The following is a 25,238-nucleotide window of genomic DNA, read 5'->3' as shown; positions in this document are numbered from 1 at the left end:
GCGTCTGCCGGATGTGGCACGGATTTTACCTGCGTTGCCTGGCGCGCCGCCGGTACCGTCGCGACAATGGAGGCGGAACGAGGACTGGCGAGAGGGGAAGTCGCCAGGGCGACGCCCGGAGGGCGCTTCGCGTGTGCGTCGGGCGCCGTCCCCGCGCGCCAGTTGCCGACCGACGTCAAATACGATATAGTCACGCCTCTTCGCGCGGGGGGTATAGCTCAGCTGGGAGAGCGCTTGCATGGCATGCAAGAGGTCAGCGGTTCGATCCCGCTTACCTCCACCAAACGAATGACGGTTTTCCGTCCCCTTCGTCTAGAGGCCTAGGACATCACCCTTTCACGGTGAGTACAGGGGTTCGAATCCCCTAGGGGACGCCATCTATCGGCAGCGGTGTGACTTTGGCACATCGATGCCGGCCGGCGTCGGATTCGGCAAAACGAAAAAGCCGGATGTCTTCACGACATCCGGCTTTTTTGCGTTCGGCGCCTTCGGAAGCGCGGCTTACCGATAGCCGTCCGGGTTCTGCATCTGCCAGCGCCAATGGTCGGCGCACATGCGATCGATGCCGTACTCGGCTTCCCATCCCAGCAGGGTGCGGGCCAGATCGGTCGCCGCATAGCAACTCTCGATGTCGCCCGGGCGGCGCTCGGTCACCTTGAACGGCACCGGGCGTCCGCTGGCCGCTTCGAATGCCTTGATCACCTCCAGCACGGAATAGCCGCGCCCGGTGCCGAGGTTGACCGTGAAGCCCCGGTTGAGCCGCTGGAGCGATGCCAGCGCGGCCAGGTGACCGCGGGCGAGATCGACCACGTGGATGTAGTCGCGGATGCCCGTGCCGTCCGGTGTGTTCCAGTTGCCGCCGAACACGTTCACCGCGGGGCGTTTGCCGATCGCTACCTGCGCGACGAACGGCATCAGGTTGCTCGGCACGCCCACGGGGTCTTCGCCGATGCGTCCGCTCTCGTGCGCGCCCACCGGATTGAAATAACGCAGCAACGCGATACGCCAGGCCGGGTCGGCCGTCGCGACGTCGTTGAGGATGGTCTCCGCCATGAGCTTCGTCTGCCCGTACGGGTTCGTTGCCGATAGCGGGAACGACTCGTCGATCGGAACGGACGCGGGGTTGCCGTAGACCGTGGCCGACGAGCTGAAGACGAGATCCTTGACGTTGAAGTCCCGCATCGTCTCGACCAGCGCCAGCAGGCTGTCGAGGTTGTTGCGGTAGTACTCGACGGGCTTTTCCACCGATTCGCCCACCGCTTTGAGGGCCGCGAAGTGAATCGCGCCGGTGAAGCGGAAGCGCGCGAACAGGTCGGCTAGCAACGGCTTCGAGCAGGCGTCTCCCTCGATGAAAACAGGCGCGCGTCCGGCGAGTTCGCCGACGCGGACCACCGACTCGCGGTGGCTGTTGACCAGATTGTCGACGATGACGACGTCATAGCCGTGCGAGAGCAGTTCGACGCACGTATGCGAGCCGATGTAGCCTGCGCCGCCCGTGACGAGAATGGTTCCGGAATTGTTCATGTGTTGCGTTCCAGGCACGATGTGCGTTGCCTATTCGACGGTGACGGATTTTGCCAGATTGCGCGGTTTGTCCACATCCGTGCCCCTCGCGCACGCGGTGTGATAGGCCAGCAGTTGCAGCGGCACCACGTGAAGCACCGGCGAGAGTTTGCCATAGTGCTCCGGCATGCGAATGACACGAATGCCCTGCGCGCTGCTCATTTTCATGTCGTCGTCGGCCAGCACGAAAAGTTCGCCACCGCGCGCGCGCACTTCCTGCATGTTGGATTTCAGCTTCTCGACGAGCACGTCGTTCGGCGCGACGGTAACGACCGGCATCTGCTCGCTCACAAGGGCAAGGGGGCCGTGCTTGAGCTCTCCCGCAGGATACGCCTCTGCGTGGATATACGAAATTTCCTTGAGCTTGAGCGCGCCCTCGAGGGCAATCGGATAATGCAGTCCGCGCCCCAGGAACAGGGCGCTCGGCACGCTGGCGAACTTCAGCGACCAGTCGATCAGTTGCGGCTCCAGCGCGAGCACGCTCGCGACCGCCGCCGGCAAGTGGCGCAGCTGCGTGAGGTAGTCCGCCGCGCCGTCGGCGTCGATACGACCGCGTTCCACGCCGAGCGTGACCGCCAGCGTGAATAGCGCGACGAGCTGGGTGGTGAAGGCCTTGGTCGATGCCACGCCGATCTCCGCCCCCGCGCGGGTGATGAACGACATCGCCGTCTGACGCACGAGCGCGCTGGTGGCGACATTGCAAATCGCCAGCGTGTGTTCGTGACCGAGATGCTGGGCGTGCCTGAGCGCGGCCAGCGTGTCGGCGGTCTCGCCCGATTGCGAGATGGTCACCACGAGCGCTTGCGGATTGGGTACGGATTCGCGATAGCGGTATTCGCTGGCGATCTCGACCTGCGTGGGAATGCCGGCAAGCGACTCCAGCCAGTACTTCGCCGTCAGCCCGGCGTAGTAGCTGGTGCCGCACGCGAGGATCAGGACGCTGTCCGCGCGACCGAGCGCCTCCGCGGCAGCCTCGCCGAACAGGGCCGGCGAGAACGCGGCGATGCCGGAGATCGTGTCGGCGATCGCGCGAGGTTGCTCGAAGATCTCCTTTTGCATGTAGTGCTGGTAAGGCCCGAGCTCGACTTCCGCCTGATAGGCGGCCATGGTGCGCACCGGGCGCGTCGCCTCGACGCCACGACTGTCGAGGATCGTCACCGTGTCGGGGGTAAGCAACGCCACGTCGCCCTCCTCGAGATAGGTGAAGCGATCGCAGCGCCCGGCAAGCGCAAGCGCATCGGACGCCAGGAAATGGCCGTCCGGCGCGAAGCCGATCACGAGCGGCGATCCCTGCCGGGCGCACACCAGGCGTCCGGGTGCGTCGTCGCTGACGACGGCAATCGCAAACGCGCCATGAAGTTGCGCAATGGCCGCTCGCACCGCCTGCACGAGATCACCGCGCCCGCCGCCATGCAGATGGGCATCGACCAGATGCGCGATGACTTCGGTATCGGTCTGGCTGGCAAACTCGTAACCCTTGGCGCGCAGCGCGTCGCGCAGGACTTCATGGTTCTCGATGATGCCGTTGTGCACCAGCCCGACGCGGTCGCGCGAGAAGATCGGGTGCGCGTTTTCGGTGGCCGGCGCGCCATGGGTCGCCCAACGGGTATGCGCGATGCCGAGCGGCGCGGCCAGGGCCGCCTCGGCCGCCTGCGCCCGCAGTTCGGCAACGCGCGCCACGCTGCGCACGCGGGTGAGCTTCTGTTGCGCATCCAGCACGGCGACTCCGCACGAGTCGTAACCGCGGTATTCGAGACGCCGCAGTCCTTCCACCAGCACCGGCACCACGTCGCTGCGCGCAACGCCGCCTACGATTCCACACATGACTTTCCCCTAAAGGCAATTGACGGGTGGCACCCCATGCGCCGTTTCGGCGAACGATGGCGCGTGCCTGCCCTGATTGATATTCCGCTCATGGATGTCCGGCATTTCGGTCGCGGTGAGCCGGTGTCGCTTACCTGCCTGTCCTGTTGCCTCGCGACCTGTTGGCGCCTCGCTGGTGGCCCGGCCGGGTCTCAATCCAGCGCGGACGCCGGATTGACCTGCATCAGATGGCCGTCGCCGACGTACGGCACGAGTCCGTCGGCACGGATGCGGTTGACGGTCTGTCGGGCACATGCGACGTCGTCCGGCGGGCAATAGTCGATCGCGATGACGGGAAGCCCGTAGTTCTCGCGAATCTCGCGGGCGCGGGCGAGCAGCCATTCGCGATCCTTGTCGGACACGGCCACGTAGCGGCGCTGCGCCTCGTCCCAACCGCGATAAAGCGACTCGAAGGCCACCGCCGAGACGTCGTCATGCACTTCGGGCATCAACTCGAATCCCCGGTTCATGATGACCTCGGCGCGCGGAAAGCGACGATGAATGCGTTTGATGACGGCGACCAGACCGGCTCGCTGCCGCGCGCGCTCGGCGTCGGTCCTGCTCACGAGCTGGTACGAGTCGAGCGTGTCGAGGAAAAAACCGCGGTAGCCGTTGGCCCATAGCGGCGCGATAACCTTGTCGACGAAGAACTGCGGCCATCCCGGCGCGGACTGGTCGATGACTTCGGACTTCCATTCGCCGTTGCGGCCGATGCGCCAGGCTTTGGGCATGGCCTTGTAGTAGTCGCGCGAGGGCAGCACTTCGCCCACGCTGACATACGCGATCCAGCGCATGCCCTTCGGTTCCGCGCCGGAAGCTTCCGCGACCTTCGGGACGAAGCCGTTGTCCGGCTCCACCACCGCCTGATCATATCCGGCGAATGCGCTGGGATCGATCGTCTCGCCGTAATAGAACGCGATGCGCCCGGGCGAGGGCGCCTGTGCCGACGCCGCATTGAGAAAACAGCCGGCGAACAGGCCCGCCATGCCGCGGGCGAGTCGCATCAGTGCTCGGCTGCGCCGCGCGGGCGGCCGCTGTATCGTCTTGTCGGACATATCGACGTCAGGCCAAATCGTCAGTGCTGGTTCTGCAGCATGTAGGTTTCGTATTCCAGCGCGTCGAGGCGCCGGTCGAGCAGTTGCATCGCGACGATGACGACCACCGCCAGCGCGAGCGCAAATCCGTATCCGTAGGTGTTTGGGCCCAGCATCAGCGTACCCCATGTGAACACGCCGTTGGCGACGACCATCGCGAACGTGAGCGCCAACACCGTCAGGCGCCGGTCGAGATAGAAGAAGATGTTCAGAATGCCCAGGAAGAGCACCTGCAAGCTCGCGGAAATCACGTCGATGTGCAGCAACGGCAGGTACAGCACGGAAATGCCGATCAGCCGCAGCAGATGGTCGCCGAACGCGAAGATCAGCAGCGTCACCACGGCCTGGATCTTCAGGATTTCATATAGACCGGTGCGCACGGAGCGCACCATCATGTCGCGCGACTCTTCGATGTACTTGAGCGTGCCGCCGGTGCGCACCGCGTTGTAGAACTGGTCGTAATACTCCACGAAGTCGGTCTCGATGCGCAGCAGGAACACCGCCATGCCGGGAATCACGCAGAGGTACGAGATGAACACCGGGAGATCGTAAATCACCGACGCGCGCAGCGGTCCGATCACGTCCTGCCCGGTCACCGGGTAGAACCAGAACATGAACTTGTCGAGCCAGATGCCCAGGTTGAAGAGCAACCCGACGAACATCAGCGACGGATAGGAGAAACGGCGATCGAACACCTGCCAGAGCAGGTACTCGTCGGTGCGGTAGTTGCGGTGAATCAGGCACCCCATGCCGAGCAGCAGGATCAGGTGGCCGATGACGAAGCCGCCGAGCAGGCCTTCGAGTCCATGACGATTGAGCAGCACGGCGCTCACCACCGTGACGCCGTATCCGACGAAGAAGATCGCCAGAATGGCGCGGTACTGCTTCACGCTGGTGAGAAACAGTACGCCGATCCAGATGTTGCTCACGATCACGAAGCCCGCGAGCATCAACAGGCGATAGCCCGTCGACTGGTCGCGGAACGCGGTGAGCGCGAGGATCAGACCGATGAGCCCGGTGCCGACGGTCGTGACGAGCGAGACCGCGTTGTAGTTCGGGAGCACCAGATCGGGACGCCGCTCGAACAGGCGGTCGCTCAGGAATCGCGTGAAGGAGAGTTGCAGCACACCGGTGACGACCAGGCTGAACGCGATCAGGTAAGTGACCGACACCTGGAACTGCACGATCAGACCGGGCGGCTGAACGACCGCCAGGCTCATCATGCCGATGAGCAGGATGCCGAGAATCGACAGAATCAGCGGGCCGGCGCTGATGACGCCGGCGTAGCCATAAGCCGCAAGCGTGCTCGTCAGCGTGTCGCGCCGCAGGATCTTGCGCAGTTCGAAGCCAATGCCGGCCATCAGACCCCTCCCGCTGCCGTGGCGCGTTCCGAGCGCGCGAGCAGCATCTCGTACAGATGACGATAGGCGTCCTGCATCTGTCCCAGTGTGTAATAACGTTCCACGCGCGCGATCGCGGCGCGTTGCGCGGCGTGCCAGGTCCGCGGTTCGAGCAGGTCCACCACGGCCTGGGCGAAGTGTTCGGGGTTCGCGATCTGCACGACCTTGCCGGCCGCGCCGAGCGCCCGGTCCTCGTCGCCCAGCCCCTCGACCAGTTGGCGGCACGATCCGACGTCGGTCGTGACGACCGGCACACCGGCCGCGTAGGCTTCGAGCACCACCAGCGGCAGCGCTTCGGAAATGGACGACAACGCGACGACGCCCACCTGCGGCAGGATGTCGGCGACGTTCTGGAAGCCCAGGAACCGCAGGTTGTCTTCCATGCCGAGGCTCGCGGCGATGTCGCGACATTCCTGCGCGTAGGCCGGATCTTCCTCCTCCGGACCGACGATCCAGCCTTGCAGGCCGGGCATCTGGCGGCTGGCGATGAAGATCGCGCGAATGAAGGTCTTGATGTCCTTGATGGGGACGACGCGACCGATCAGCGCCACGACGGGCGGGATTTCGGCGGGGCGTCGTGCGCGCAGCGGCGCGAACTTTTCCACCGGAATGCCGTTCGGGGTATTGCGTGTCTTGTGCTCGGGAGCGCCGTCGGCGATCTGGCGCAGACGATTGCCCTCGAACAGCGCGGTGATCTCGTCGGCGGCTTCGTAACAGACGCGCCCCAGTGCCTCGAAGAAGCGCACCCACAAATCCTGGAAATAGCCAACGCGCGAAATGTCGCGCTCGAAAAGACCACGGTTGTCGCGAATCCATTGCCCCTGGAGCAGGTCGATCTTGCGCTCCTTGGTGTAGATGCCGTGCTCGGAGACGAGCAGGGGGCGCTGGTGCTTGAAGCGCAGCAGCGCGCCGAGAAAGCCCGCATAGCCCGTGGACACGGTGTGATATACCCGGGCAGGAACCAGCTGGTCGCAAATGCGTGCGAGCTGCCAGAGCGGCTTGTGCATGATCCGCACGGTCCAGAAGTAGTCGGTAAACGAGGGGTCCAGACAGTACTTCTTGTAGCGCTCGGAAATGACGTCCCAGGATCGGCGGCTGTGCAGGAAGTTGGCCTCGCTGATCTGGCCGTCGTCGCCCATCATGGGGATCACGTCGTGAATCAGCTTGCCGATGCCCTGCAGGTCGTTGCGCTGGCGCAGCATGTCGTGCATCTTCTCCATCTGCGCGAACGCCTGCGCATCGCCTTCGACGGCACGCACCGGGGGCGGCGCATCGAACTCGTAGAGATAGTGCTCTTCGAAGTGCACGATGTTGTCATGCAGCTTGTAGACCTTGTCGCCGTAGTCTTCCCGGCGGCTGCCGATGAACACGACGGCAAACGTCAGGTCGGGGAACGCGCGGATCATCTGATCCACCCATGACGACACGCCTCCGCGAACATACGGGAAGGTGCCCTCCAGAAGCAACGCGATGTCTGCCGGCCGGGCGAGACGTTCGGATGTACGCATTAGCGGGTCCAGAAACGCATGACGGGATTGAGCGTCGGTGTGGACGTACCACTCCCGAGGCTGGCGAGCATGGGCCCGACCCGTCCGTATTGATGTTTGAGGAAGGCGACTTCGGCAAGCCAGGGCACGAGCCGGTCGGCGGGGAAGTGATGCGCTTCCGCGCGCTCCAGGCATGCCTGAGCCTCGTCCGGATCGCGGCGAAGCAGCGCGCAGCGGCCCAGGAGATACCACATGGCGGCGTCGCTCTCGCGATGCGCGAGCGCTTCGCGGGCATACTTCTCGACCTGCCCCAACGTGAATCGGTAGACCTCGCCGCGCACGAGATTCTGATAGATCAGCTCCCAGTACAGCTCGGCCAGGCGGTGACTTCCCTCCGCGCGCTCGTCGTCGTTGGCGGCGCGCTCCCGCTGCGAGCGCGCATCGAAAATGCGCTGCATGATCTGCTTTTCCACGCCGTCGACGATGCCGTAGGCGAGCAGGCGGATTTCCTCCACCGGGTCGGACAACAGATCGCGCATGATCTCGCCGGTCGCCCGCGACGGCAGCGCCTGCACCGACACCAATGCCGCCACGCGATCCTCGTTCGTGCCGCGCACGTTGCGCAGACGGGCGCGCAGGCGCGCCCCGGCGCCGTGCGTGACCTGCGAGACGAGGTACGTCACGAACTCTGGCCGGTCCACGGCGCCCGAGCGGGCCAGCTCTCGCGGCGGGGGGAACACGAAGCCGATCGTCATGATGCCCAGGAACAGCACCAGACCACCCACGGGAATGAACAGACAGACGGCGAAGCTGTGCCAGAACGCGCCGTTTCGCCCGTGATAATGCTCGGGCAGCGCCGCACGCACGAACGTTGCGGTCAGCCCGGCGCTGAGCGTCTGCCACGCGAAGAAGAGCAGCAGCGGATCGATCGCGCCGACCGGCGCGAACAGGGTGCGGATCGCCAGCGCCTGTGCGAGCAGGGCCACGATCCCGATCACAGCCACCAGCAGTTTCTTAAGCATGATCTTGGCAGCGCTCCAGCAGCTTTTTCAGTCCTTCGCCCGGCGCGCGTTCGTCGACGCTCGCCGTATGCACCGCGATGTGCCCCGTCTGGAAATCGAGCCCGTACTGCTGGCGCAGCCCGTTCTCGATGCGCAACAGGTAGCCGTCGATGCCGCTGTCGTCGGTAATCGGCATGAGCGAGATGGCAATCTGATGGCGCGGCGTCGACTGGATCCATTGCGCGTCGAGCGCGCGACGTGAGCGCACCGTCTGCTCGAACAGCGAGTCGCCGCTGGCGCCGCGGGGGAACACCAGCGCGACGAGCGACGATTGAATACCGCTCTCGCGCTTGGCGCGTGCCAGGCGCCCGAGCTCCAACGCGAAGTCGTAGGGCGCGGCCGGGACTTCGTCGCGCACACTGGCCACCGGGGCCTGCTGGGCCACGCCGTCGGCGTAGTACGACAGCAGAACGAGCAGCAATTGCAGATTGTCGTGATTGAGCGCGAGGAACGACATGCTGCGCACGATCAACATGCCATTGATCTCGCCGTTGCCGTCGGTCAACGGCGCACACACCACGTAGGCGCTGTCTTCGCCCACGGTCGTGTCTTCGCGCACGTGCGCGAGGCGACCTTCGCGCAGGCAGGTCTGCACGAGCGGATCGCTCTCGTCGGGCGCGAAGGCTTCGCCCACGCTGGCCACGGCCGCCGTGTCGAGACGGTTGCGGTGCACGGGGAAGAGCGACGCCGTTTCGATCTGGCAGGTGAGCGCCGCGAACTCGAGCATCGGCTGCGCATTGGGCAGCGGTGTGTCCTTGCCCGGCGCGTCCTCGGTGAGCGTGAGCTCGCGCAGTCGGGTGATGGCGTCGCGCATGGTGCTCGGCTTGGTGAGCAAGTCACGTTCGAGCCGTTCATGCGACACGCGCAGCAGGTAGTGATTGCTGGTCAGCGCGAGGAGACGATCGTTCAGGTACGTGTTGATGCCGCGCGCGCGCGTTGCCCGATTGCCCCAGATGTCGCAGAAGTGTCCGCCAACGACGATCATCGTGAAGCCGCCGGTGAAGAACATCGTCGGGAAGGGCTGGCCGTGCTGCCCATACAGGCCGTACCAGGCGGCCGCGAGCACGAGGCCCGCCACCACGCCGAGCAGTGCGCCGTATCGCAACGCCATGACGAGGGCGACGAGCCACATCCACGGAAAGCCCAGCTCGATGAGCAGCGGATCCTGGGGATGCAGCAGCCAGGCGATGGCCACGGCCAGCGCCATGCCCGTGATGACCTCGAACACCATCACGGGGCGTGTCGCCGCCGGCGCGAGCAGGCGGCCATAGGTGCTCACATTCCCGAACGGCTCCGAGCGCCGCACCTGCCCGGCAACCCTGGGCTTCGCGTCGACGGAAGCGTCCTGTTGATTGGCGGTATTCACGATGATTCCGTTACTGTTGCGCCAGCGGTGCCAGCAGATTGCGAATCAATGTCTGGCCCACGCCGGCGAGGCTCGAACGGCTCCAGCCGCTGCGGCTGCCCGTGGCGCTCCAGACCGTGTTGCCGTTGGACACGTCGATGACATCGAACGTCACGCCCGCGACCGGCTCGCCGTCGACGCCGACCTTGTAGCGCCATTCCGTTACCGCGCCCGAGAGCGCGTACTTGGCGCCGATCTTGCGCGCCCATGCGAGTGCGCGCACGCGGGTCTGGGCGTTGTTGCCGCCGATCAGCGAGTCGCCGCCGTCGGGGTCGCCCACATAGCGGTGCAGGTCGGTAAAGCCGTTCTGCACCAGGATGCTCTGGGCGATGCTCTCCGCGCGCTGCCCGGCATCAGGCGTTTCGGTCGTGTTGGCGATGGGCAGAATCACCCAGCTCGCCGTCTTCGGCAGCTTCGGTGCGTCGCCGACGTTCATCGTCGAACAACCGGCCATCAACACGGCGAGGACGGCGACGCCGAAAAAGCGCTGCCACTTCTTGAATGCGTTGGTCTTCATGGTACGGCTCTCCCTTGCGGATGCGAAATATCAGTAGAACAGTCGGTAGGCGACACCGACCTGCGTGGTGGCAACACCAGTGCCGTTGGTGATGTCGTGCGAGTAGTAAATGCGTGCGTGGTCGTTGCCGATGACCGACCCGGCGATGCCCAGGTTGACCTGGGGCCCCCAGCCCTGCTGGCTGTCGTGAATGTAGCCGGCGTCCAGATACGGCCGCCAGGCGCGACGGTAGGTGTTCTGGTAGTCCTGGCCGAATCCGGCCATCACGCCGTATTGCGTGGTCGTGATCGGCATGAACTCGGACGCCAGGGGTACCGTGCCGGTCGGCAGCAGGACGGCGAGCGAATTGACGGTGTTGTTGCTCGGCGTATAGATGCCGCGCTCGGCCACGAGGCGGATGTTCAGGTCGGGGTAATCGATGCGCAGCTTGTATCCCAGTTCACCGCCGAAGCGCCAGCCGCGGCCGAGGTAGGTGCGGTCCTGAGCGTGAAAGCGATCGTATTCCGCGTTGGCCTGACCATACCACCGCCCGTCGCCCGCCCACAGCATCTGCATGCTGCCGAAATCGCGGGTGGCCGCGACCTGTGTGTTGGGCGCAATGTCGGTGAACTGGTTGTAGCCGACCTGGAACGTGGTCGTGAGCGGCGAGTTGCGGTTGAACGCGGCCGACACGAGCCCCGTGAAGAAGCTGTTGAGTTCGGTGCGATGGCCGAGCGTGAACGCCAGATCCCGATCGACCGTGCGATCGCGCACGGTGAAGTTGAATATCCGGTCGTGCGCGGGCACCCAGGCCAGCTGCGAGGTATCGACGGTTCGCTGGTTGCGCTGAATGGCCTCGAGCGTCACGCCGATCCGGCTCGTGAGGTTGAGGCTGCCGATCAGCGAACTCTCGAGGTAGCTCAGCGGCGCCTGACGGGAATAGAAGAGATCGAAGCCGGCGTTGGAACGGTCGCGCAGGATCGTGTCGGTAAACGTCGTGTGAACGGCGTCGTTGTTCGGGGCGCCGTCGGCGGCGCGCCAGGCGAGCGTTTGCGCCTGCGGTGCGCGGCCGAGCCGCTCGTTGGCCTCGATTTCGTTCTCGATGGGCATGCGGCCCTGACGGCGATCGAGCAATTGCGCCATCTTGTCGCGATCGTTGTTCTCCAGCGCGAGCGCGATCTCGGCATCGGCCGGGCGCAGGAGCCGGTTCGTATACTCGCGCGCCAGCCATGCGCGCGCGAGATCGAAATCCTCGCCGGAGAGTGCCCAGGCGAGCCCGACGTCGCGCGTGGTCGCGCTGATGACGGCCTGACGCGACATCAACGACGGATCGCGCTGCCCGGGGTTGTCGGTCGCGGGCTTGAGCGGGGCCAGCTCGGCCGAGTCGCCGAGCAGCGAGTCGGCGACCTTGGCGCTGTCGGCGGAGCGTCGATCCTCGCGCAGGAGGTTGACGAGCAACTGACGCGACGTGTCCGCGTTCGAGAACACCTGCGCCAGCGTGACGCGTGCGGCCTGGGCTTCGAGCACGCCGTCGTTGTCGGACGTGAGCGCGGCCAGACGTTGCACCACGGCGCCCTGGCGGCGGCGCGACGCGAAACGCAACTGCCCCGATTCCGCACGGGCCTGAAGATCCTTCCAGGCGCCCTGGCGAATCTTCCAGGCCGTGCCGGCGTCGCCGGCGGCCTCTTCCGCGTCGGCGAGCGACAGCATCCAGAGCGGATCGTCGTCGGAGAGCGCGGCCTGCTGGCGCAGATAGGTCAGCGCCTCGCGAGGATTGCCCAGGCGCAGCAACCCCGCACCGTAGGCGCCCCAGTAGCTGGCGTTGTCGGCGACCATGGGACGGTAGTCGTGCAGGACCGTGCGAAGCTCGTCGTCGCTGCCGTAGTCGACCAGCGCCCACAGGTAGGCCACGCGGACTTCGTCGCCGGCGTTGTCCAGTTTCGAGGCGACGCGCAGATCGTCCAGCGCGGCGTCCCAGCGCTGGATCTGCTGGAAATAGACGGCGCGCGTGGCGAGCAGGTCGCCGGATTTTGCGAACTTGTCGCGCTGTTGCGCATCGAGGCCGTCGAGCAATGCCTGCACGCGGTCGTAGGCCCGCGCCTGCGTATAGAAGTAAATCGCCGCCTGCAGCGCGAGGTCCGAATCGTTCTGCCTGAACTCCGCTTCCGCCGTGCGGCCGGCATCGAGCGGATAGCCCTGGTAGAAGTACGTCATCGCGTTGAAGTCGAGCGCCTCGGCCTTGCCGGTGCGCAACAGCTGTCGATACGCGAAGTTGGCGTCCTCGTCGCTTTGCGTCAGACGCGCGACCTCGGCGTAGGTGCGCCAGTAACCGGCGTCGGCGGGCAAGGTGCCCGCGACGTCGCGCACGCTGCGCAGCTCGGCCAGTGCCTGCGCGAGATGCCCCTTCTGATACAGCAGGCTGGAAATGCGCAGCGCGTACTGGGACGACGGGCCGAACTCCTTTTGCAACGTCTGGAACGTGGCCAGGGCTTCGGCATCCTGGCCGATGCGCTGCGCAACGTCACCTTCGCGCTCGAGCAGGGCGCGACGCTGGCTGCCCGTGGCATGGCGCTTGAGATAGGCGAGCCCTTCCTCCGGACGCCCGAGCCGTTCGTACGTGTTGACGATATCGTCCTTGAGCTTGAGGTTGTCCGGCTGGCGGTCCGCCTCGAAAATCTGGGCCGCCAGATAGGCGTGGTCGTCGTTGAGTTGGGGGGCGAGCTGGTAGACGTTTTCCCACGCCTGCGCGTTGCCCGTGGATTCCGCGTACTTGAGCCAGTAGGCCAGTGCCAGCGGCGCGTGCCCGTTCCACTGCGCGACCTGAGCGAGACGGCGCGTCCAGACGAGCGGGTCGAGCTTGCGTTGCAAGGCCTGCTGCGCGAGTTTCTCGGCGTCGTCGAGCTGACGCGCTTCGACGAACGCCTTGAACGCCAGATCGTAATCGCTGGCGTTCACGCCGTTGGCGTCGGTGCCCCCGGCGGCGGGTCGCGAGGGCGAGTCCCAGTCGGGACTGGCCGGGATGGCGAGCCTGGCTTTCGGGTCGGCCTGCGCCGGTTGCGAGGACGGCGCGGCATCGGCGGCACTCGCGCCTCGGGCCAGACCCACGTCAGCCACCCGGATGATGCGTGGGCCGTTCGACCGGTGCAGTGCACGCACGCCCGCCGGTCCATCGAGGTAGCGAAAACGTGCGGGCGCGGCGCCGTCGAGACCGCGGCCATCCGCGCCCACGCCGGGCAGCCAGCCCGCAAGGCGGAGGGTTGCGCCATGCGACGTCGGCGTGAGGCTCGAGAGCTTGGTGAGTGCGCGGGCGTACGTCGTCATCAGGTCGGTTCGGCCCGCCTGACGGGCCACGTCGAGCAGATAGCGCAGCGTAACAGGATCGTTGGACAGATCGCCGATGCGCTTTTCCCCTTCGGCGCAGGCGCGCGCCACCTGATTCGCGGAGACGAGCACCCGCATGCCGGCGAGGAACAGCCGCCGACGGTCGTCGCGGGTGCGGGCCACGGCCTGCGCGGCGAAATAGGCGTTCGCGGCGTCATCGTAGGCGGACTGGGACAGCGCGGCGTTGGCGAGCTTTTCCTGCCATTGCGCGGCATTGGCGGCGTCGGCTGCCGCCAGCAGGCGGTAGTCGCGCAACATCAATTCGGTCGCGCCCGCCAGACGGGCCTTCTCGGCGAGCATGCGCAGCGTCGGCACGTCCCATTGATATTGCGACGTGGCGTCGAGCAGTTCCACGTACTGCGCCATGCGCTCGGCGCGGGCCGGATCGTCGGCCGGTACGTCGTAGGCGCGTTGCTCGGCGGCGGCCAGGGAGAGCAGGATGCCGCGACGGCGATTCTGTTCGTCGGGCATGGCGCGCAGCTTGTCCGCCACGCGCGTGGCATCGTCCCAGCGGCCGAGGCCGAGATACTGCTGGCCGAGCAGGTCGAGATAGCGCGGTGCGTCGGGCTCGATGCGCAGCCAGGCTTCGAGATAGGCGACGGAGAGCTCGCTCGGCGGTTGCGACGCCACCGAACGCGTTTGCTCCTCATCGCTCGGATGCGCCGCGCCGAGCGCGAGCACGACGCCGGCGCCGATGGCTGCCGTCAGCCACGGCGGGCTCAGGCGCTCTCGCTTCTCGACCGGCCGGGAAGCGGCGGCGCTGTCGAGCGCACGGTCGTTGGGTCGCGTTGCGTCAGTCACATTCCACCCCGATGACATGCATGGTGACGGGCTTCTCGGCAACGCCCGAGACATCGACGCGCAGGCGGCCGGCGCCATCGGCACGACCCTTCGTCACGCCGTCGACGCTCAGGCGGCACCCTGCGGCATTGGCGACGCTCACGAACGGCTTGTAGTACCCGCCGAACCGGAACGACAGGTTGCGGCCCGTGCGCTTGAAGTCGCGCACGAATCCGGCAGCCTCGCTGATGTAGGGCGTACGGTCGCCGCCCTTCGCGCCGATCGAGAATTCGGCCGTGTCGCCGCCCATGTGGATGTAGAGGCCGCCTGGACCCGGCAGATAGCCTGCGATGTCCTCGGACGTGCCCATGACGGGCACGCCTTCGCCCGGCCAGCGCATTTCGCGCAGATCCGCGCCGCTGCGAACGCGCCAGCGCACAGGGGCACCGTCTGCCGTCACTTCGCGAGCGACCGCGACGCGACGCCAATCCAGCACGCGCCGAATGTATTCAGTGGTGAAGATCGGGAAGACCGGTTGCCGGAGCACGGCGTTGTAGACGTCCTTCAATGCGTTGAGCGAGGCGACCTTCGTGCCCGAGTACATGTGGTAGTAGAGGTTGACGGCCTTGAAACGGATCGGCTTGTCGGTCATCTCGAAGGTCTCGAGCACGCGCGTGTAGCCGTAATACGGGCCGAGCCAGTCGTTCGTGTAGACGTTCTCGTCCATCACCGCCGCGTACACCTGGAATTCCGTGGGCAGCAGGCCCTTCGCCACGCCGTACGGCGCGATGTTGGTCCAGCTGTTGTTCGTCTTCGTGATGATCGTATCGCCGCCATTGATCGACAGCACGCCCGCCTTCCACGCCTTGCGAATGGCGATGGCCGGCGCCTGGGCGTCGCCGGGCCACTGGAGCACCACCACCTTCTTTCCGGGAGGCGCCAGTCGCTGGTTGATGTAATCGATCGATCCCTGGATCTCGCGATCGAGGTTGAACCGGTAGTTGGGAATGTCGAGCGAGAAGGCGTCGTCGCCGCCCCATTCCTTGTTGGCCTTGCCGTAGATGCGCTCGCCAGTCTTCTGATTGATCTGTTCGAGGTTGAACGGGTGGGAATAGGTATGCGTGCCGATCTCGACGTTGGGCAGCGCGAACATCTTGCGCGCGATCTCTTCCAGGCGCGGCGAGATCTTCGGGTACAGGCCCGTGGGTCCGACTTCCCCCTCGATCACCGACAGCGTGGTGGGGACGAGGTATTTCGAGAAGATCTGCTCGTACAGCGCCATCGAACCGTAATCGACGCCGGGGAACTCCGCGCGCGACGCGAAGCCGTCGCCGTCGACGTGCACGAACATTAGACGGCGCCCGTTTTCGGTCGTCACGTCGGGCACGGGCATCTGCGGCAGCGCGAGTGCCTGGCGCAGGAAGTCGATGGGCTGGATCGCCCAGCGTTCCTGTTCGATGCCCGCGAGCGACGTCACACCGTACGGGTTGAGGGAGTAACCGCCCCACGGCAGCATGCCGGCCATGTCGTAGGTGTAGTCGCCGGCCTTGAGGCGAAGCAGCGGCTCGCCCTTCGGGCCGACACGAACGCCAAGGGCGTCGCGTACGTCCGGCGTCGGCATGATCTCGAAGCCGATCATCGGCGACTTGCTTACCACCCGGGGCTCGACGGCGCCCGGCACGGTGCCCGCCACGCGTTCCAGTCCGAGCACCTGCGCCGTCTGCTGGTCGATGGGGAAGCCGAACTGGCCGATCACCGCCACACGCATGCCTTCGCGGATGCGGGCGAGCAACCAGCGGCGCCAGGCACCGGCGTTGTTCACGTTGCGGTCGATCGACACGACGATGCCCGCATACCGGTCGGTGCGCACGTTCGCCGGCATCTGGCCGCTGTTGGCATTGACGTACTGGACGTCGTAGCCGAGGTAGTTCAGCGGCATCGAAATGTCGCGCGCACCGGTGGTCAGGTCGATCGGCTCGCCGTCGCCCGGCGTCTGCACCATGAGGATCTTGCGCGGCATCACTTCGATACGGCCAACGCCGACGGTTTGCACGTCGGGATCCGTGACGAAGGCACGCACGCCTTTCTGATCGAGCGAGCGCGCCGTGGTGCGACGGCAGGCGAGGTCGGCGCTCTCGCAATAGTCCATGGCGAACGTCGGCAGATGCGCCTGCTTGCGCAACGCGTCGAGCTGCGCGAACGCCGCCGCCTGCACGTTGGCGGGGGTGTCGACGAAGATCATCGCCGCCGCGTCGTAACGGCGATACAGCCCGTCGGCCAGCACGCCGGCCAGCGCGGGGGCGAGCGAGGCCGCCGTGTTCAGGTGATTCCTCAGCACGAGCCGGGCATCGGGGTAGCGTGCATGAATGGCTTGTACGCGCGCGACGATGCGTGCATCGCTCTCGGCGTCGCCGGTGAGCGGTGCGCCGTCGTCGATCAGGAAGTTGCGAAAGCCTTTTTGCCACAGCGGCGCGATACGCGCGTCGACGAAGGCGTCGGGCGTTTGCGTCGTGTCGCGCGCGTCGGCGCGCGCGAACCATTGGGTGCGGGGAGCGATCGAGGCGTCGGGCAACGATGCCTGTGCCGGATCGATCACGACCCAGTCGAATGCCTGAAGCGCGTCGACAGGAATATCGTCGCCGTAGTACAACGCGATGTCCGGGATGGCCGACTGCGGCGAAGCCAGGGACAACGATGTCGTCGACTGGGCCTGCGCGGCTGTCGGGGCCGCCGCGACCCCGACCGTGCCGATCGCCACCGCGGCGGCGAGCAGCAGGTGAGCCATCGCTCGTGCAGGCCGTGCGATCACCGGTGCGGTCCCCCCGAGGTCCATGACCGTTTGACCATGGTGCGTTGTCGATGCGTCGTGTTGTCCAGTCGAAACCATTGGCATGAGTGCAATTTGCGTTCCACGATCCACCGCTCGTCATGGGGACAGCAGGTCGATCGATCGTCGGATTAGCGCTGGCGTGCGGCCAGTACGATCGGATGCCGCGCTCGCGCGATAGATGACCACGAGTGCGGGTGATGCACATGCTGTGCCGAAGACGGGTGCGTGAATGACGTGCAACGGGCAATCGTGGCGATTGCGCGTTCCCCGACACGACGCGTCCGTGTTCCCGGCGTTGTCGCGATTGCGCGCTGTCGACGCGGCTCGGTCAGGATTCCAAATCACAGGATTCCGAAGCGGTCGAGAACGCAAAACGCCGGATCCGATGCGGGATACAGCGTGAAATTGCGCGGCAAGTTCTTGTCGACTTGCTTAGGCGACGAACTCTAAAGTACGGCCGTCCCAATAACGTCCCCCAAAAACGTGCATGGTCGTGCGGTAAATCCAGGCCCGTCGGGCCGCGGTGAGGGAAGCGACCGGCATTGCATGTTTCGCAGCATGGAAGTTGCAAAAGACGCGGGCATTTCCGGTGCGATGGCGCGTTTGCGCGCGAGGTGAAATGGGCGATGACGGCGGTGTCGTCTGGCGCAACGTAATGGACGCGAAGCGTAGCATAAGTGCGTGACACCATAAAGCGCCCTTGTGGTGCTTGGCACACCCATGTGTCGCGGCTATTTCGTCTGGTCAAATAGTCGGGGTCGAGCCATCCCGACAGGCACCGACAAGCAGGGGAGGCGTGCGGTGAGGCGACCCGGAAAACAAAACGCCCGCCGGAGGGCAACCGGCGGGCGTTTCGATTCGTTTCGCCGTGCGTCGACGGCGCGATGCTCAGTACGGATACACCGTGTCGTTCGCCACGGCACAGCGCTGACCCTGCTGCACGCGCAGCGGCGGCGCCTGCGTGACCGTGGCGACGCGGCCGTCGTCCAGACGCACGGTGATGCGATAGAGCACGTTCGGCTCACCCATGCTGTTCTCGATGCGGTTGCCCGCGATGCCGCCGATGACCGCGCCGGCAATGGTGGTGGCGGTGCGTCCGCGTCCGCCGCCCATCGTGTTGCCGAGCAGCCCGCCCGCGGCACCGCCGAGGACCGTACCGAGAATGTTCGGGCTGTTATTGGCGCCGTTCAGTTGTTCGATCGACTGGACCGTTCCGTAGAGCGCTCCCTGCTGCTGGGGCTGCTGGTATCCCTGCTGATAGCCTTGCTGGTAACCCGGCTGATAGCCCTGCTGGTAGCCCGGTTGCTGGTATCCCTGTTGGTATCCCGGCTGCTGGTAGCCGCCATATTGCTGGCCCGGGGCCACGCAACCGGCGAGCATGACGGCGGCCAGGGCCGCGCTGATTCCCGTAAGTGCTTTGATGTTCATTTTGGATCGTCCTCGTGAGCGTGAGGTAAATGCGGCGTCACCGCAGATCGAGCGTGACGTTGCGCACAATGTGGCACATCTGTTGCGACCACGACGCGGAATGTAGGGTTCCGCCGATCTTTATGCTGTAAGAAAAGGTAAGCGTTTGTAATGACGCGGCGTGGCGCACGCCGCCGGCGCCGAGGTCAGGCTCGGCATCGCGTCGACAGGCGTTGGTGCGCGCGAGGCTGCCACGGTTCCCTTCCAAAGGGCTCCCCGATGATATTCCCATCAGGCAAGACGTGGGGGGCATGCTCTGTAAATGCTTAATCCCAAAGTGGAATCCTCTCGAATTTTCACGAAATATCGAGTGTTTGAGAAGTAATATCCCGGATATTGATCGTCTCGCGCGGGAATCATCTAAGCATATAACCAGAAATCACTTGGATGAGGCGGTACCAAGCGGTAACATCGCGACCTTTGGCGACGGCTGCCCCCTGGGCCTTGTCGCTCCCACTCACGCATTTTTCCATTCCGTTTCATGTCCGTTGACGTTTCCCTGTCTTCCGCCGCGTCTGTGCACGCTGGCTCCGCGGCGTCGGCCGCGTCCGCTGGCTCCGCCGGCTCTGCCGTCATCCGCTCGGCGGCCGACGTTGCCCGACTCGTCAACGAGGGCGGCGCCCGCGTGTCGAACGCCCGATGGATCGTGGCCATCGCACTGGGCGGTGTGTTCCTCGATGCCTACGACCTCGGCGCACTCGCCTTCGGCCTGAAGGACGTGACACGCGAGTTCAATCTCACCCCGGCGGGCACTGGCATGGTGGCGTCCGCGATCACTTTCGGTGCCATTGTCGGGGCGTTCCTTGGCGGGTTCCTGACCGACCGTATCGGCCGCTATCGGGTGTTCATGGCCGACATGCTGTGCTTCGTGATCGCAGCCATCGCCTGTGCGCTCGCCCCCAACGAGTATGTGCTCGCTGGCGCACGTTTCGTGATGGGGTTGGGCGTCGGCATCGATTTGCCGGTGGCCATGGCGTTCCTCGCCGAGTTTTCCAAGCTCAAGGGGCGGGGGAACAAGGCCGCGAGGGTCGCGATGTGGTGCCCGACGTGGTACGCGGCGATCTGCGCGTCGTACCTGCTGGTGCTGCTGTGCTACTCGGCGCTGCCGTCGTCGCACAGTGCGCTGCTGTGGCGCATCATCCTGGGCTTCGGGGCAATTCCCGCACTGGCGATCATCGCCGTGCGCAGCCGTTATATGAGCGAGTCGCCGGTGTGGGCGGCTAACCAGGGCGATCTCGAAGGCGCGGCGAAGATTCTGAAGCGCTCGTACGGGATCGACGCCGTGGTGGCGACGGATGCCGAGCGCGCCGCGCCGAAGCGTCCCGCGTCGTGGAGCAACTACGGTGCCCTGCTCAAGGGGGTGTACCTGCGTCGTACCACGCTCGCGACGATCATCGCCGTGGCGTCGTCGTTCGCCTATAACGCGGTGGCGTTCGGGCTGCCCGTGATCATCGCCAGCTTCCTTGCCCAATCGATGCTCACGACGATCCTGATGTCGCTCGCGCTCAATCTGCTGTTCGCATTCACCGGCGGCCTGCTGGGTGTGCGCCTGGTGCCGAAGGTGGGGGCCTGGAAACTCACGGTGGTCGGCTACGCGTTTCAACTGACGGCGCTCGTCGGCCTGGCGCTCGTGGGCAAGCCCGCGGGGGGTGTCCAGGTGGCCTGGGCGCTAGGCTTCCTTGCGCTGTTCCTGCTGGGGCAGGGCTTCGGTCCGGGCGCGCATTCGATGACGTTCGCGTCGCTGAGCTATCCGACGTCGTTGCGTGGCGTGGGCGTCGGCTTCAACCAGACGCTCATGCGCGCCAGCTCGACGGTTTCGCTGTTCCTGTTTCCGGTGCTGGCCGCCGCGCTCTCGACGAAAGTGTTCTGGGTGATCGCCGCCGCGCCCGCGATCGGCCTGCTGGCCTTGCTGGCGATCCGGTGGGAGCCGTCGAATTACGACGTCGATGCGGAGGACTTCTGACGCTCACTGAGAGGGCGACGTGCAGAATGACACGGCCGCCTTCATGGCGGCCGTTTTTCGTTGTGGGCCGGGCAGCGGCCCGCCCGTCGACGATTTGCGCGCTCGCTCCGGAAAAAACGGCGCTTCGTGTGAAGCGCCGTGCCCCCTGATTGCGCCGCCGATCGGTTCGCGAGCCGATCGGCCCGGACCGGCCCGGGCTTTCCGGCGTCAGCTCGGCCGCGAGGGCGACCCGCCCGCCAGGGCGGCGCCGCCGCCCATGATGTAGTTCTCCAGTTGGTCGATGACGAACTGCTGCTCCGACATGATGTCCTTGACCAGGTCGCCGATGGACAACAGGCCGACCAGCTCGCCGTCCTTCATGACAGGCAGGTGACGAATGCGGTGCTCCGTCATCAGCGACATGCAGTCCTCGTTCGATTGCTCGGGCGTGACGTAGCGCACGGCCGAGGTCATGACGTCGCGCACCGGCGTGTTGACCGAGGTCCGGCCCATGAGCGCGACCTTGCGGGCGTAATCGCGCTCGGTGAAGATGCCGACGACCGAGCGGTCGTCCTCACTCACCAGCACCGCGCCGATGCGTGCTTCGGCCATCAGGGTCAACGCATCGAGTACCGAGTCGGTCGGGCGCACTTTGTACACCGTGTCGACCGATTTCGACTTCAGGATCTGAGCGACTGTTTTCATGGTCATCCTCCTGCGGGCTACGGGTACTTACAGCATAGATGAGGGCTCGCCGCGCGTCATGCCCGCGTTGTCCCCAAGCGCCGCGAGGCGACGTCCCGCGTCGCCGGGCGGACGGAGGGGAAACCACTGCGCGGGGCCCATTGTGGCGCTCGCAACGCGTGAATTGGTGCATTGCGCCACATCCGGGCGGCAAAAGCCGTCAAAATGACTCGGCGAGCCATTTTTTTTCCACGGGCGGCACAGAAAGGCGTATCCTAGCGGGATCGGCGAAAATTCGCCGATCATCGCCTGACGATCGCGAAATGCTTTATCGGCGCCGCTGACAGCCATGTCCTGCGAGCCGAATCACTCGCTGTGCCGATGACGCAGACCCCAAGGTCTTCGCCCTCCCGACACGCACTGCTCGTCATTGCGGCACTGCCGCAATGTGCCTTGCTCCTTCGAACCATCGCCGCGTTTCGGCGCACCGCCATCCCGTCATGGCCGGTCCGCCGGGTAGGCTCCTTTTGGCGTTCGATGTACACCCCGGCGTTTTTGTGGGTGCGGCGAAGGTATTGGCGAACGAACCTTCAGTAACACCGGTGCTGCGCCATCGCGAGCGGCACCCTCAAGAGGATACGATATTGGCCAAGGAAGAACTGATCGAATTCAGCGGACACGTCTCGGACGTACTGCCGGACAATCGCTTTCGCGTCACGCTCGAAAACGGCGTGGAAGTGATGGCATATGCGAGCGGCCGCATGCAGAAGAACCGCATCCGCATCCTGGCGGGTGACCGCGTGACGCTGGAAATGTCGCCCTACGACCTGAGCAAGGGCCGCATCAACTACCGTCACAAGAATTAAGTCGGAGAAGTCTGGCTTTTGCGCGCAAGCCGTTGCCCGTCGCGGGCATCGCCGTGCCGCGCATTGAAGCGATGTGCGGCGACCCGGTGGTCGCTGCTCGTCACTTCGAATTTCACACATCCACGTTCGTGGAACCATGCTTGCGCGGCCGCCATCAGCGCGCGTCCGACGCTCGAACTCCCCATATCCTCAGAGTTGTTCGAACCGGTCGAAACGGCGATTGGTGTACTCGATCTCGCTCTCGAAGTCTGTCACGCGCGCGCCGGGCGGCCCGTGCCGCATCCATTCGAGCATTTTGTCGACCTGATCGGGCGTGCCTTGCACCACGGCCAGGATGTCGCCCTCGGGCAGGGCCTGAACCCAGCCGCGTACCCCGATCAGATGCCCTTCGCGCACCGCTGCCTGACGGTAACCGACGCCCGTGATCTTGCCGCGCAAACGCACGGCAACGGTTTCGAGCGGGGAACTGGACGAAAGTGACTTCATGGCAACAGGGCAACAGGGCAACGTAGACGGAATGGCACAGGGCGGCGCCGGCCGGGCGGCAGGGAACGGCGATTGTAGCGCCATCGCCCGGCACTTGCCGTAGCGGGCCCGCGTCGGGCGACGACGTCGCGACGTCGGTCCGTACGCCGGGGCCCGGTTCAACCGACTTTCGGCACGAGCCTCAGGCGCGTGATCTCCGACGGCGCGCCAAAGCGCTTGGGCGGCCCCCAATAGCCTGTCCCGCGGCTCACGTAGATTGCCAGACGTCCGAGCCGGTGAAGGCCGTGCACATACGGCTGCTGCAACGGAACGAAATACATCCACGGCCAGAATTGTCCGCCGTGCGTGTGACCCGAGAGTTGCAGGTCGAAGCCGGCCTCGTGCGCGGCCGGTGCGCTGCGCGGCTGATGGGCGAGGAGCACGCGCGGGGCGTCTTCCGGCGCGCCGGCAACGGCGGCCAGTGGATCGCTGCGCTTTTCCGGATCGAAATGATGGGCGGTGAAGTCGGTCACGCCGGCCACGGTCAGCCACGCCCCTTCGTGATCGAGCACGACATGTTCATTCTCCAGCACCGTGAGACCGATGCGGCGCAGCTCCTCGACCCAGGCAGGCGCGCCGGAGTAGTACTCGTGATTCCCGGTACAGACGTACGTCCCGTGGCGCGACGTCAGCCGAGCGAGCGGCGCGATGTGCTCGCGCAGGGCTGGCACGCCGCCATCGACCAGGTCGCCCGTGATGGCCACGAGATCGGGATCGAGCGCGTTCGACGCGTCGACGATGGCGTCGATGTAACCGCGGCGGATCGTCGAGCTGACGTGAATGTCGCTCAGTTGCACGATGGTGAAGCCCTTGAGCTCGGGAGGCAGATCGGCGATCGGCACGTCGACGTGGACCACGCGCGCGAGGCGCCGGGCATTGTAGAAGCCCAGAATCGTCGCCACGGCGGTCAGCGCCAGCACGATTACCGCCGAGCGCACCACGAGTTGAGGATCGTGCGTGGAGAACAGCATGGCCGCGCCGAGCACGACATCGCGCAGCAGTGTGAGCACGAATAGCGTCGAGAAGACGCCAATGGCCGTCATGCCGGTCCAGGTCAGGAGCGTGGCGAGTGGCTCCTTCTGAATCGCCCGGCTCATCAGGCCGAGGGGAATCAACACGGTCGAGGCTACGAGCCACAGCCCGCCAAGGACCTTCCATACGGCGGCGACGGGCAGCGGCGGGAGCAGGCGCCAGCCGATGTAGGCGTGCAACAGTGCGATGATCGCCAGCATCAGCCAGCGCGGGCGCGCGGGGAGCGTGCGTTTCGTTGGCTTGCCGTGCAGATGCGCCGCGTCGGATGACGCCGGCGATGCCTGCGAAGCTTGGGACGATTGCGACATGGCGTTGTCTGGTCGAATTCCGGAAGACGAGGGAGTTATGCGGGCACTTTGCCCGATGGCAAGTGCCGTCGGCGGATCACGCCCGGGGCGCGGGATATTTTCGTGCGTTCATGACGAGCTTTTCGGCGATCGCGCGATTCAGGTCCACACCGAGCACCGACGACAGCCGCACGAGGTACATGGCGATATCCGCCAGCTCCTGCTCGACGTGGCGGGCCTCGCCGGACTGCATGACGGCGCTGGCTTCGGACTCGGTCTGCCATTGAAATATCTCGACGAGCTCTGCCACTTCGACGGACAACGCCATCGCAAGGTTCTTGGGCGTGTGATACCGATGCCAGTCGCGCGCGTCGGCGAACGCATGCAGCGCGGCGTCGAGCCCGGCGGTGTCGATCAGGCGCTCCGGTGCATTGCTTGATGGGGCGGAGCCTGGCGCGGTGGATTTCGGGGTAGCGGACATGGGGTGCAATATTCGGAGGTCGTCCGTGGCCGGTGCGGTCACGCCCTGAACGGCGAACCAGGGCGCTGACGGGACCGTGGGCCGGGGCGGCGACGGATTCGGATGCGCAGGCGCGACAAAATGGCGCGGGAACGGGTTATGGTAGCGCGTTGGCGCAAGATGCGCCGTGCACCGAATCGATGCTTCCCAGCCGTCCCCGACCCTCCGCGAGCCGCATCCCGTGAACCGCACACCTTACCCTCCCGCCGACGTCGCGGCGACCGGATTGCCCGACGCGTCGGCATCGTACCCCGTGACGCTCGTGCCTTCGGGCTGGCAGTTCGACGCCCCGGCAGACACGCCGATCCTGCTCGCGGCGCTCACCGCGGGGATCAAGCTGCCGAGCCTGTGCCGCAATGGCACGTGCCGTGCCTGCCTGTGTCAGGCGCGCACGGGCGGTGCACCGGCGCCGGTGACGTACCGCATCGAGTGGCCGGGTCTGTCGCGCGAAGAAAAAGCGCAAGGCTGGTTGCTGCCATGTTGCGCCTACGCGCGGGGCGAGCTCGTCATTGACGCGTTCGATGCCGCACGTGTCGCGCTTTGATAAACTTGCCG

Annotated in this window: 20 protein-coding genes and 2 tRNA genes; 5 read left to right on the top strand and 17 right to left on the bottom strand. The window is 65.6% G+C overall.

Going from position 1 to position 25,238, the window contains the following annotated elements; all coding sequences use genetic code 11:
* Positions 1-207: 207 nt before the first annotated feature.
* Positions 208-283: transfer RNA gene (locus tag W930_RS0103315), tRNA-Ala, on the top strand.
* 18 nt (positions 284-301) lie between these two features.
* Positions 302-377: transfer RNA gene (locus W930_RS0103310), tRNA-Glu, on the top strand.
* A 124-nt stretch (positions 378-501) separates the two neighbouring features.
* Here W930_RS0103310 and galE read toward each other — a convergent pair.
* The 12 genes from galE to W930_RS30010 form a co-directional block, all read right to left on the bottom strand.
* A complete protein-coding gene (galE, locus tag W930_RS0103300; protein WP_023872443.1) occupies positions 502-1,524 on the bottom strand; it encodes a UDP-glucose 4-epimerase GalE in 1,023 nt (340 codons plus the stop codon).
* Between the two features lie 30 nt (positions 1,525-1,554).
* A complete protein-coding gene (gene glmS / locus W930_RS0103295) occupies positions 1,555-3,387 on the bottom strand; it encodes a glutamine--fructose-6-phosphate transaminase (isomerizing) (RefSeq protein ID WP_023593972.1) in 1,833 nt (610 codons plus the stop codon).
* Positions 3,388-3,578: 191 nt separating this feature from the next.
* On the bottom strand, positions 3,579-4,430 hold the full coding sequence (locus tag W930_RS0103290) for an endo alpha-1,4 polygalactosaminidase (protein ID WP_023593973.1): 852 nt from the start codon (positions 4,428-4,430) through the stop codon (positions 3,579-3,581).
* A 71-nt stretch (positions 4,431-4,501) separates the two neighbouring features.
* Complete coding sequence (pelG, locus tag W930_RS0103285; protein ID WP_023593974.1) at positions 4,502-5,881, bottom strand: exopolysaccharide Pel transporter PelG; 1,380 nt, start codon at positions 5,879-5,881, stop codon at positions 4,502-4,504.
* On the bottom strand, positions 5,881-7,428 hold the full coding sequence (pelF, locus tag W930_RS0103280; protein WP_023593975.1) for a GT4 family glycosyltransferase PelF: 1,548 nt from the start codon (positions 7,426-7,428) through the stop codon (positions 5,881-5,883). Before pelF ends, pelG begins: the two co-directional genes overlap by 1 nt.
* Positions 7,428-8,429, bottom strand: a complete 1,002-nt coding sequence (locus W930_RS0103275) for a lipopolysaccharide assembly protein LapB (protein WP_023593976.1) — start codon at positions 8,427-8,429, stop codon at positions 7,428-7,430. Before W930_RS0103275 ends, pelF begins: the two co-directional genes overlap by 1 nt.
* Positions 8,422-9,834 (bottom strand): PelD GGDEF domain-containing protein, encoded by a 1,413-nt coding sequence (locus tag W930_RS0103270; RefSeq protein ID WP_023593977.1) that lies wholly within the window; start codon positions 9,832-9,834, stop codon positions 8,422-8,424. Before W930_RS0103270 ends, W930_RS0103275 begins: the two co-directional genes overlap by 8 nt.
* Before the next feature lie 10 nt (positions 9,835-9,844).
* The gene (locus W930_RS0103265) at positions 9,845-10,390 is read right to left on the bottom strand and encodes a hypothetical protein (RefSeq protein ID WP_023593978.1); all 546 of its coding nucleotides are present in this window, start codon (positions 10,388-10,390) and stop codon (positions 9,845-9,847) included.
* Positions 10,391-10,420: 30 nt separating this feature from the next.
* Positions 10,421-14,551, bottom strand: a complete 4,131-nt coding sequence (locus tag W930_RS25900) for a tetratricopeptide repeat protein (protein WP_023593979.1) — start codon at positions 14,549-14,551, stop codon at positions 10,421-10,423.
* Positions 14,544-17,315: a hypothetical protein gene (locus tag W930_RS25895; RefSeq protein WP_024788433.1), complete on the bottom strand. Its 2,772-nt coding sequence runs from the start codon at positions 17,313-17,315 to the stop codon at positions 14,544-14,546. The genes W930_RS25900 and W930_RS25895 overlap by 8 nt, the downstream gene beginning before the upstream one ends.
* Before the next feature lie 933 nt (positions 17,316-18,248).
* A complete protein-coding gene (locus W930_RS0103250; protein ID WP_023872441.1) occupies positions 18,249-18,788 on the bottom strand; it encodes a glycine zipper 2TM domain-containing protein in 540 nt (179 codons plus the stop codon).
* A 37-nt stretch (positions 18,789-18,825) separates the two neighbouring features.
* Positions 18,826-19,035: a hypothetical protein gene (locus W930_RS30010; RefSeq protein WP_141572520.1), complete on the bottom strand. Its 210-nt coding sequence runs from the start codon at positions 19,033-19,035 to the stop codon at positions 18,826-18,828.
* Between the two features lie 273 nt (positions 19,036-19,308).
* Here W930_RS30010 and W930_RS0103245 point away from each other — a divergent pair, with 273 nt between their 5' ends.
* Positions 19,309-20,790, top strand: a complete 1,482-nt coding sequence (locus W930_RS0103245; RefSeq protein WP_024788432.1) for an MFS transporter — start codon at positions 19,309-19,311, stop codon at positions 20,788-20,790.
* 207 nt (positions 20,791-20,997) lie between these two features.
* Here W930_RS0103245 and W930_RS25890 read toward each other — a convergent pair whose 3' ends face one another.
* Positions 20,998-21,474 (bottom strand): CBS domain-containing protein, encoded by a 477-nt coding sequence (locus W930_RS25890; protein WP_023593983.1) that lies wholly within the window; start codon positions 21,472-21,474, stop codon positions 20,998-21,000.
* Between the two features lie 27 nt (positions 21,475-21,501).
* On the bottom strand, positions 21,502-21,804 hold the full coding sequence (locus tag W930_RS30005; RefSeq protein WP_063598629.1) for a hypothetical protein: 303 nt from the start codon (positions 21,802-21,804) through the stop codon (positions 21,502-21,504).
* 293 nt (positions 21,805-22,097) lie between these two features.
* Between W930_RS30005 and infA the strand changes: the two genes are divergently transcribed.
* The gene (gene infA, locus W930_RS0103235; RefSeq protein ID WP_010808709.1) at positions 22,098-22,319 is read left to right on the top strand and encodes a translation initiation factor IF-1; all 222 of its coding nucleotides are present in this window, start codon (positions 22,098-22,100) and stop codon (positions 22,317-22,319) included.
* A gap of 189 nt (positions 22,320-22,508) precedes the next feature.
* Here infA and W930_RS0103225 read toward each other — a convergent pair whose 3' ends face one another.
* The 3 genes from W930_RS0103225 to W930_RS0103215 all read right to left on the bottom strand — a co-directional run bounded on the left by W930_RS0103225 (position 22,509) and on the right by W930_RS0103215 (position 24,644).
* Positions 22,509-22,805, bottom strand: a complete 297-nt coding sequence (locus W930_RS0103225; RefSeq protein ID WP_023593984.1) for an acylphosphatase — start codon at positions 22,803-22,805, stop codon at positions 22,509-22,511.
* Positions 22,806-22,963: 158 nt separating this feature from the next.
* Complete coding sequence (locus tag W930_RS0103220) at positions 22,964-24,076, bottom strand: metallophosphoesterase (RefSeq protein WP_024788430.1); 1,113 nt, start codon at positions 24,074-24,076, stop codon at positions 22,964-22,966.
* A 184-nt stretch (positions 24,077-24,260) separates the two neighbouring features.
* Positions 24,261-24,644 carry a nucleotide pyrophosphohydrolase gene (locus W930_RS0103215; protein WP_023593986.1) on the bottom strand — a complete coding sequence of 128 codons (384 nt, stop codon included), beginning with the start codon at positions 24,642-24,644 and terminating at the stop codon, positions 24,261-24,263.
* A gap of 220 nt (positions 24,645-24,864) precedes the next feature.
* Between W930_RS0103215 and W930_RS0103210 the strand changes: the two genes are divergently transcribed.
* Positions 24,865-25,227, top strand: coding sequence for a 2Fe-2S iron-sulfur cluster-binding protein (locus tag W930_RS0103210; RefSeq protein ID WP_223272034.1), 363 nt, complete (start codon positions 24,865-24,867; stop codon positions 25,225-25,227).
* Positions 25,228-25,238 lie beyond the last annotated feature (11 nt).

It is taken from the genome of Pandoraea sp. E26, assembly GCF_000681415.1.
GTDB lineage: Bacteria > Pseudomonadota > Gammaproteobacteria > Burkholderiales > Burkholderiaceae > Pandoraea > Pandoraea pnomenusa.
The sequence above is the reverse complement of the archived record's forward strand: the minus strand, read 5'-3'. Positions and strand labels throughout refer to the sequence as shown.